Here is a 9,615-nt window from a genome sequence, read left to right on the forward strand (position 1 = left end):
AAAAAGGTTAGCACTTTTTTGAAAAAAATTATTTTACCCAAACAGCGTTGCACCGTGTGCATTTTTTTTGCTTCGCCAAAACCTGCCATGACTTACCCAGAAGCATCGTTTTATCACCACATCTCGGACATTTCCAGTTATTCGCAAAATGTAAACGTGGCTGACTTAATTTTTCATTCTCACCTAAAAACCGGGAACCTATGGCGGGAATGAGCATTCCTAGTCCACATGCTGACATGGCAGCCACGGCGGGCGCACCTCCTAACAACAAGGTGAGCGCTGCTAGTGTAGGAGCCGACAAAGCTCCTCCCAACCTTAAATTATCGTTCATTTTTTTTATGGCATTCTGAATATTTATTTCCTCTGCCTTAAAAATCAGATACTGCTCATAAAACTCATTCATGATCGCAAACTCTTCAGTAAAGTCGTCAGGATCACGTTTGGGCTTTTCGCCTTCAATGACTTTGGCTATAATGAGCAGATCTTTTGCCAAAACAGTGTGAGAGGCCAAACGTATCTCATCTTCGGCGCAAATCAGTTTAGATCGGATTCGACCTTCGTTGACGAACGTGCCATGTTTGCTTTCCAGATCCTGGATCAGATAGTTGTTGGGGCCGCAAACTGTGATGACCGCGTGAAAGCGACCTATATCCGTTGGAGACAATACGACATCATTCTCTTCATGCCGTCCAATTTTTATTCGTTCAAGCTCGAGGAGAGGTTGTTCATTTTTCATGACGAGGATAGGTTTGTAACTTCGGGATATTACCGTTTCATTAAGAGAAAAACAGGATGACGGCGAAAGTACTTGATAGATATCAACCCAATAAAAGAATTTCTACTTAAAGCATTACAAAGTAATAAATTACGGCTAAGATTATTTATTCAGTTTAAAGATTTAATCATTTTTTTTCGAAACCCGAAAATAATTTGTAACGGTGTTCAATTCCCTCATTTAATTTGATTATTGAAAACAGGTCCTCAAACTTACTTTATTTTCAAAGATCATTGAATAGGTAAGACAAGAACGGTATCAACCGCTCTTGTCTGATAACATGTAATTCTGATTCTAATCGTTCACACAAAGCTAAACAGAGCAATAGTAAAACTGTCCAGCACCCCGGATCGATTCTGCAATTTTGAACAAGAACCCTTACGCGATGGTAACATAGGGAGCAGCCCTCACTGACAATACAAATATTTATTTTTCCATAATGTTACCAAGCTGCTATTGTTTCAGCATTAAATCTTGGACTACTTAATAACATCTTTGACAACTCCCCGAATCAATTCCTTCGCACTCTCTTCTTCAACGTAGTCTGAGAAAGAATTTTTACCAAAAATCCACTCCGCCACGTTCGCTACGACAACGCCTACACCTGCATTGGCGTAATGCTGTGCCGAAGTAGGTTCATGGGGAAAGCTGCTTTCTATTACCCGATTATCCCAGGTTCCTTCGAGGTTGCCAGCGATGCGGGTTGAGTCATCTGAATCTATAACGCCCGGATCCCAGATGACATCCAGACTGCTTCCCGGATTGACGAACCTGTAACCCGGATAAGGCAGAAAGTTATCTGGCTGTGTATCAGAAATGATCTTAAACGAATCATAACGAAGTCCAGGAGTCCAGACAAGATCCGTCCAGACATTTCCGTTCATAACAAATTGATAACCAGGCATAGGAACCCAGCTACCTGCTTCCTCAGCAGCGATTGCTTTATAGGACGTATGTTGCAGCCCAGGTTCCCAGATTACGCTTAGATTCTCATCCGCTTCGTTAGTGAATTTGTAGCCCGGCATGGGTTTCCAATCACCTTCCCTTTCAGCGGCTACAACCTTTGCATAAGGGTGTGCTGTACCGGCTTGCCAGTGGGTAGAAAAATCTCCGTCCGTTTCATTTTCCCAGACGTAGCCAGGTAAAGGAATCCAGCGATTTACCTCAGATGCGGAGATTACCTGGTAATTGGGATGAGGCATGTTCTCCCGCCATACAACGTTATTGTCTTCCCAGAAGAAGTGAGCAGCTGTCATGATTGGTTCCGGTGGCGGAACAACCGTGAAGATTAAATTGCTGTCAGGGATATTCCATGTGTAGCCGGGCTGATCGGGCTGTACTTTGAACAAACCAACAATTTTAGTCTCTGTGCAGCAAGCAATCTTGATATGCCAAACTATGACAAAGGCTGTAAGAAATCCGAGAATTGTAACTGTGCTTTTCATATCGAACTATTTTAGGATTGTTTTAATCCTTTATTGTATCAATCAGAAAAAGGTAAGCCAATTTTTGAAAATTATTTTTTTACAGACTTTGGCGTAGGGTTATCATACACTTGCGCATATCCAAACTACGTACTGATACAGTCTGAACCGTAAATAGTTAGTCTTTGGGTCACGGCCATTCAGGATGTTTTCCCAATTTCAGGCCGCGGTGCTAGCGTTTCGTGCTGTGCAGATAGGCTAGCCTCTTCCATAATACCTTTACCAGACTACGTGTTTGGATCTTAGTGTGGAGAATTCGGAAATCGAGCTCACTTAATTCCGCAGCAGATTGACCATCACTTTGTTTCAGCTTACCCATTCTATTATGCTAATATTCAACATATTACTAGGACCAATGTTGTCCGAACTGTCATGATCCTAATTTCCCGATTCCAATGGTCAAAGAATCCGAATTTTCCACCAAAGCCGGGATTACAAAAATGTTTGCTGCAAATTTGTACTGATTGCCTGTAGACGGATAGTGGTCCATATCTCCCAGAATTCCTTTTTCCAGCATGCAATAAATCATGCTAAAAATAAACCATAATATTCCAAAAGCAACGATAAGGGCAACTTTTCTCTTGGTTTTCGGTGACAACATAGGTTGGAGTTGTGAATTAGGATTCAAAATACCCTAAATTTTCACATTCAATGTTACAAGGGTAAAAATCAACGCGATTAAACCAGCCTTTTAACTTATTCTTGACTTTTGTCAAGTACATTATCCGCAATTTATGCTGATCATTGCAAATCAAACCCGTTATTAATCTTCACTCTATGTTTATTGGACACTTCGGACTATCCTTTGACGCCAAAAAGGTAGCACCAAAAGTTTCCTTGGGGACTCTTTCATTTCAACTCAATTGTAATTTTCTACTAACCATCCGATTCATGTTGAATGCTAATGTCAAAATATGAAGGAAAAACAAAGATCCTCAGATGATTTCGGAGCATTCATCTACAATGATCATGGTTTTGCGTTGAGAAGTGAAACGGGAAGTCTAACAGAATATAAGTGGGCAGGAATTATCAGTATATTTGGCTACAAAGTAGACCTGGTTACAACAGATGAGATAAGTATGGATATTTTCACCAACGACAACTCTTGCTTAACACTAAACGAAACACTGCCTGGATGGAATCAATTTAACGACCAGCTAAGAAAAAATATCGGTTTGATTTCAGACAACTGGGTTTTGCAAATATCGGCCCCTGCTTTCGAAACTAAACTAACTTTACTTTTTGATAGAAAGTGCAGAAATTTAAAGCAAGTCATTCGGGAATGTTATTAGGAAGTTAAGCGTAGAGAAAATTACCGCCTATTATTCAGATCCCTTTGTTTTTTCAGCTCCTCAATATCTCCTAGATCTTCCGGACGGCACCCCACTGCAGCTTGAAGAATTTTTGTGACCAATACCATATTTCTGTCGGCATTGCTAGCCAATCCAATCCAGTCTATTTCTATTCTTCTCAGCTTTTCTGTGATATCTTCATTGCTGGCACCACGTATAACCAGAGAAAATATTTGAGGAGTATAGGTTGAATACTCATTCCTTGCTTCAGGCATATCATTAATACCGATTGGGTCCCATTCTTCCCATAAAAGATTATCTATGAAGTTATATAATCGGTTTTGTTGTTCGCTTAGCTTCCTAAAATTCGCCATAGTTGTCAGCATTATGCCATATTGTAACGCTACAAAATTTTAATGGTCGATATACTATTAAACCATTTTTCGAATGCTAATAGCAGTTGTGCGACACTCACTATCGTTGATTGGTTTTGACATATTCTTGCCTTAAAGACATCATAGATCTTTCGAAACTATTATGACGCTCCATGACCTTAGCGGGCGACATGTCTACCGCTCTTGAGGCACTTTTCAGCTCTTGGATGCTGCTATATTTTGTCAACTCTTTCATAAGCATTTGCTTATAGTGATATCAATAAACAATTTACTGAAAAGTTATAAATAAAACTATAGAGGTGATGGTTTAAACACAACTGCCAGCCGTCGGCAGACGATTATACCAATTATCGAAGCAGGTATCACCATTATCTAATAGGCTCATCTTTTTGTCCAGCAAGATCTTCTCTCATGTTTCCGTATGCTTGTATTAGGTAATCACCTGCTGTATAAGCACTTGTTGATAAATTTTATTATTGGTACCGCTTGTCAAGACAGTTATAGTGAACAACGTATCACCATATCGTACTACTCCTATCATCCCGATAGACCGCTGGTGAACTTGTTGCCAATGCTTGCCTTGTTCTGTCATACGAAAAGTTTAAACATAGTGGAAATCAGGACAGCTTTGTTATAATTGCCCCAAACACCTGATATTTTATGGTCAATGGGAGCTTTCAAAGTATACCAATCAGGATATTCATCCAGAACAGTATCCCGGCCAACGACATGAATCCCAGATTTTTCACAAGACAACACTACCGATACAAAAAGCAATAAAGAATAACTTTCATAAGAATTGACTGAATTATATGCCCAAATGTTATACAATTCTCAATTAGTTACAAGCCAGCTACATGTTCGGAAGAAAATCTTTACCTGACGAGCTGCTTAGATGATCTAGAAAATTATTACAATTTTTTGCATAAATTTTGCAAAAAGGAGAATCAGAAAAAACGAATGAGCGTCGTAGTTAAGAACCCTGTTCCAAAGCCGAAATTCTAAAAATTCTAGTTTCAGGCAATAAAGTTAGTGTGATTTCTGAGACATTTGAGATTACTGAAAACGATACCCAGTAGCGGCTGCTGTGCTGTATCTCTTCTCAATCCTAGACCTTGTTCTTTGTTTGCAAATCGCGAACAATTAACCTTCCATATAATGGCATCAATACATGACTGGCTATCTCCACGTCTTCTATCCGACTTTCGATAGATTAGTCACTGCAATACAAGTCCTAAACACATAATTATATGTAAAAGAATATAATTGTGATCTAGTACTGGTAATAGATATTTGTATGCTTTTGCATATAAATTCTATTATATTTATATAATTATATGCTTAAACATATAAATCATGGAGAGACTACCAGAATTCGTTAAACAAAAAAGAAAGCAAGCCCAATTGACTCAGGAAGATCTGGCGTCCAGGGCTGGAGTCGCACTCACGGTAATCCGGAAGATCGAGCAGGACAAAGGCAACCTGAATCTTGAAAAGGTCAATCAGGTACTCCGCATGTTCGGACATGAGCTAGCCCCTGTAAATAGTAAAAATCTGAACATAAATTAGTAAACAAACATCAAAATGCGGAAATAATACTCAACTTTATTCCTAGCGCGCTACAAAAATGTTGTATTTAACGGCTCTTTGCAGCCTACCTTCCTGACCGATGAACGGACCGTCGCGTGTAAAAAATAACTTTTCACCGTCATCAAGCATCGCTGATTAGCGCTCATTAGAGAATGGGCTGAGACGTCCGGCAAAAAAAGGGATCTGATCCCAGGCAGTGCGGGGCAGAATGCTGGTCATGAACGCATCAGTGATAAGGGCTGCTAAAAACAAATCGGCAGTCCAACTTTGTAAGTTGCTTGCCAATAACTGGATCAGATTGCATAACAGTTGATTATTTGTCACAAAGCTACCTACACCATATACGCGATCTGCGAACGAACACGTTCCACTAAACCATTTACACCTATTGCTGCATTCGAAAAGCGATTCACACTATAAATTCAGATGCAGATCATTGAAGCGTATAACCCTTGTCTGCAATAAGCGATTTGTCAAGCCTGTAAAAAGTTTTTTGCCCATTATTTGCCACGTCTAAAACACCAAGATCATAGGTCCCAGTCGTAAGATCATCTTGACGAAATAATGTGTTGAAACCCGGCTTGAAATAATGTCCAGCAGTCAGAATTTGTTTACGCGCTTCAACTTTGGGATTTGCGCATGCCAAATGAAAGACTCCAGTATCGCGATTCTTTAAGATAAGAAAGCGGTCCACAGAAAGCGGTTTGCGCTGTGGAAAAGCATTGCTGGCTACATAGGAATACGTCAGTTTTTCCACTCCGTTACGGACAGCTCTTTCCACGCGCCAATCTTCTACGTAGAGCTGGTTATTCAGACCCGTCTTTACAGGGGCTCGGAACATAGAATCCAGTTGATACCGCTCGACAATCGCATCTGGCAGCTTAAAAAAGCCCTTTTCGTACCCTGGGTTCAAATAGAATGCTCCGTTTTTTGTAATTGTCTCTTCGACCGACAACATGTTCCGGTTGTGTTTCCAGTTGTAGACATCAGCTAGATAGGTCGTTCTCCTGTTTGCGACTATCCCCGTGAATTTGTAATAGGAATACAAGCAGTAAAACACGCTCAGTAGCGTGACAGTGTAAAAGACAGTTTGCCTGCGAAAAAGACGGGTGTATTGCAGTAACAAAACGTAAAAGATAACTGTGGACAATGAGGCATAAATCTGGAACCGGCTGGCTAACGTACTGCCTGCCCAAGACCTGAATAAGGCTATTACTGAGCTCGTAAGCAGGATAAACACAAACAAAGCAAGCAATTCCGCTGTCCCAGGCCTTATCTTAGTGAGCTTGTTGAAGTGAAACCCTATGGCTTGCCACATAACATATAACAGGAAGCACACGATAATAGCCCCCCAGACGAATGATGAAAACAATGGAAATGCCCAAAGTGACATTGAAGAGCCGATTAGACCAAAAAGTGACTGAAAAAAGAGGGTTAAATTCTTGGGAAGCTGGACTGCCTGTCCTGATTCGTATCCTGCGAGATAAATTACGAGACACAGCACCATGAAAGCACCTGAAATAATTGCAGGTTTGATATCTTTGAAAATTAGAAAATATACTATGATTGCAGGAAAGGAGAGAATGCCGTTCCCATGCGTAAATGTGGCTAATAAACAGCAAAGCATTGCCCCAAACAATGTCATGTTAGTACGTTGTGATGCCAGAATGACAGCGGTGGCAGTAAAAGCCGTTAGAAATGAGTGCTGCATCCCAGTTAACGCCCAACCGGAAATTTCATAATATAGCGGCTGAAAATAAAGGAATGCGGCCGGTATAAAATAATATAATGGCAACTTGGTCTTCCGGTACTGCAGGTAAATGAAGTAAAATATATATGTAACATTCAACGACACCAAGGCAATATAAAAACGAAAGTTTAGACAACCAATAAGCTTGTATTGAATCAAAGCAATAAGTCGCGGCACAACCGCTTTGTGGTCATTGAATGTCCGAAAAAGTTCGGTTACAAGGTCTTTGAAACCAATTTCGCCTTCCGCTACTGCTTCTATGAACTGAATCAATAGGAAGTCATCTTGGTAAGGAAAGTTTACGGAATAATAGTGATTGTACAATATATAGTTGAAGATGACAAGACAAATACAGATAGCTGGAAGAAAACGTAACTTCATAAACGAACTGTTAAATAAACGATCTTGGCAAAATTCACTGGACGATGGTTTGCCTAAAACAATAGATATGACGTGAAAAGAAATCGGCATGCTCACGGGTAGCACGGCACAAGTCTTTTAAGGCTTTAACAGCAGATCATGTCTACAGCAAGTATCCACCAATCAACAACAAACTCTTGAAGCATCACAATAAGATGCAATTTCCCCTATTAAAAGAACTCTTCAATGGTCCTGCTTTACTACGGAAGCGCACTATTATATTAATCAACGGGTCATTCTCACCTGTTTTAAAAACTTACACCAACTTGCACTTATTCATCCGACAGCTCATTTTGAAATTCTCTGTAAACACTTCAAAACCTAGGATAGAGTTCGCATACATGATCTGACCGAGTGGAGCCACCAGGACAAAAAAGCCAAAGAGCAGATCCGTGTTTTCCAACAACCAAAGAAAAAAGGGTTGTTGCGGCAGGCTGACTCAGCCCTATCAGAAGCAGCCGAAAAGCGGAGTTCCGGGTTTTGCATGTAAAAGTTATGTTAGGAACAAACATTACTGTAATATTACTTATTTTCCTGATTTTTAGCCATGGAATTCCCAAGGTCATCTATCTTTTGGCTTTCCAAACCTTCTTTGTCCTGAAGTGAATCCTTAGCCTTATAAAGCAGATTTAAACCGCTTCTGCTTGAAGATTTGCAAAAGAAAACTAAACTTCAATGGTACCTCAAGATTTGCCAAGAAAACCACCTTCATTACTCAGATCGAATCTAAAAAGAATTGTTAGAGATCATACACTCGTGATCTCTATATCTTGAAGCATCCATAATAGTTCTATTAATGCCTTAAAAAGATTATTCTCGTTTCTGCAATTTAGACTACACTACTAATCTAAATTAGGCTTTATCAACAATGTCCCATTGCAGATAAACACTGTTTCAATGGTGACAATATAAATTTACGTCAGCCTACTTAAAATTCAAATACACTTTGTTTTTTTCATTGAAATTTGATGAATAACTCCCTAAAAATCCATTAAAACCACTGGGGCTTATTAAATAAGTTTTTTTTACTATTCGTGGGTCTGGCATAAGCCTTTCTCTAGGAGGGCATTGACGGTTCAAAACTATCAATTGCGCATAGGAACCGTGATCTCGGCGAAAACAGATCTTTTGATTTCGAGCTATAATCCATTTCTGTATTATGTTGTATATGTTAACTCTTTCAAAAAAAATATAAACTTGTAACAATAGAAGATTAAGGTATGCATTCAAATAAAAAAAGTTAAAAAATTTCCACAGCAAAGGTTGACATCTGCTGCAAAACGGCTGTTCAATGTTTCATGTAGCAATAAACACCGAATTGTTGACCTAGTCATGAAAGTCTCAACCTCCGTTATCGCTCGGTTACCTAGCAGTCAACAAATACATCAAGTATTGCCAAAAGCTTAATTACTAAATGTAATAAACCATTCAACACTAGCTGCTCCAACAGTAACCCAGTCAGGATTTCCACGAAGTAGTCCTTCCATTTTCTTAGTGGTTTCGGTCTTGCGATATAGAAACCCTATTAGTTTATTAAACCGTACCGCAGTCATATTCGTCATACCGTAGTCCCCATTCCGCAAGCGATTTTTCTTGTTTGTGAATGTACAGTAAGCATCCTATGAACCACATATTTCTTAAGAGAAACGTGGTTTTTACTTTTGACTTAAAAACCAATCAAAATGGATCAGTCGGAAGAGATGTTCAAATTAGTAAGGGAATGGCGTAAAAGTGGGCTAACCCAGAGTGAATTTTGCAAGCCACATGGCATCACGGTAGCCAAATTTGGTTACTGGGCGGGAAAAGAAAAGTTGGCCGCGCGGTTGCCTGTCGAAAAGGTAGGTGGCTTTGTTCAGATATCAGGCCAACAATCCGCATCAAATGATTCTTGCCAGATTGTCTACCCAAA

The 9,615-nt window shown here is 39.7% G+C and carries 8 protein-coding genes; 3 read left to right on the top strand and 5 right to left on the bottom strand.

Annotation, left to right across the window (positions count from 1 at the left end):
* Nucleotides 1-28: 28 nt before the first annotated feature.
* The 3 genes from E0F88_RS32910 to E0F88_RS32920 form a co-directional block, all read right to left on the bottom strand.
* On the bottom strand, nt 29-736 hold the full coding sequence (locus tag E0F88_RS32910; RefSeq protein WP_131962953.1) for an FHA domain-containing protein: 708 nt from the start codon (nt 734-736) through the stop codon (nt 29-31).
* 518 nt (nt 737-1,254) lie between these two features.
* Entirely contained in the window at nt 1,255-2,220 is a 966-nt protein-coding gene (locus tag E0F88_RS32915; protein WP_131962955.1) for a hypothetical protein, read from the bottom strand.
* A gap of 409 nt (nt 2,221-2,629) precedes the next feature.
* Nucleotides 2,630-2,860: a hypothetical protein gene (locus E0F88_RS32920; RefSeq protein ID WP_131962957.1), complete on the bottom strand. Its 231-nt coding sequence runs from the start codon at nt 2,858-2,860 to the stop codon at nt 2,630-2,632.
* Between the two features lie 313 nt (nt 2,861-3,173).
* On the opposite strand from E0F88_RS32920, the gene E0F88_RS32925 reads away from it, so the two are divergent.
* Nucleotides 3,174-3,551 carry a hypothetical protein gene (locus E0F88_RS32925; protein ID WP_131962959.1) on the top strand — a complete coding sequence of 126 codons (378 nt, stop codon included), beginning with the start codon at nt 3,174-3,176 and terminating at the stop codon, nt 3,549-3,551.
* Between the two features lie 20 nt (nt 3,552-3,571).
* Here the strand turns inward: E0F88_RS32925 and E0F88_RS32930 are convergent, their stop codons facing one another.
* Entirely contained in the window at nt 3,572-3,925 is a 354-nt protein-coding gene (locus E0F88_RS32930; protein WP_131962961.1) for a hypothetical protein, read from the bottom strand.
* 1,377 nt (nt 3,926-5,302) lie between these two features.
* Here E0F88_RS32930 and E0F88_RS32935 point away from each other — a divergent pair.
* Nucleotides 5,303-5,515 carry a type II toxin-antitoxin system Y4mF family antitoxin gene (locus E0F88_RS32935; RefSeq protein ID WP_131962963.1) on the top strand — a complete coding sequence of 71 codons (213 nt, stop codon included), beginning with the start codon at nt 5,303-5,305 and terminating at the stop codon, nt 5,513-5,515.
* A 454-nt stretch (nt 5,516-5,969) separates the two neighbouring features.
* Here E0F88_RS32935 and E0F88_RS32940 read toward each other — a convergent pair whose 3' ends face one another.
* Nucleotides 5,970-7,757 (bottom strand): hypothetical protein, encoded by a 1,788-nt coding sequence (locus E0F88_RS32940; protein WP_229213986.1) that lies wholly within the window; start codon nt 7,755-7,757, stop codon nt 5,970-5,972.
* A gap of 1,631 nt (nt 7,758-9,388) precedes the next feature.
* On the opposite strand from E0F88_RS32940, the gene tnpA reads away from it, so the two are divergent.
* Nucleotides 9,389-9,615 (top strand): IS66 family insertion sequence element accessory protein TnpA (tnpA, locus tag E0F88_RS32945; protein ID WP_131959853.1); only part of this gene is annotated, 227 nt, incomplete at its 3' end.

It is taken from the genome of Dyadobacter psychrotolerans (assembly GCF_004349265.1).
Classification (GTDB): domain Bacteria; phylum Bacteroidota; class Bacteroidia; order Cytophagales; family Spirosomataceae; genus Dyadobacter; species Dyadobacter psychrotolerans.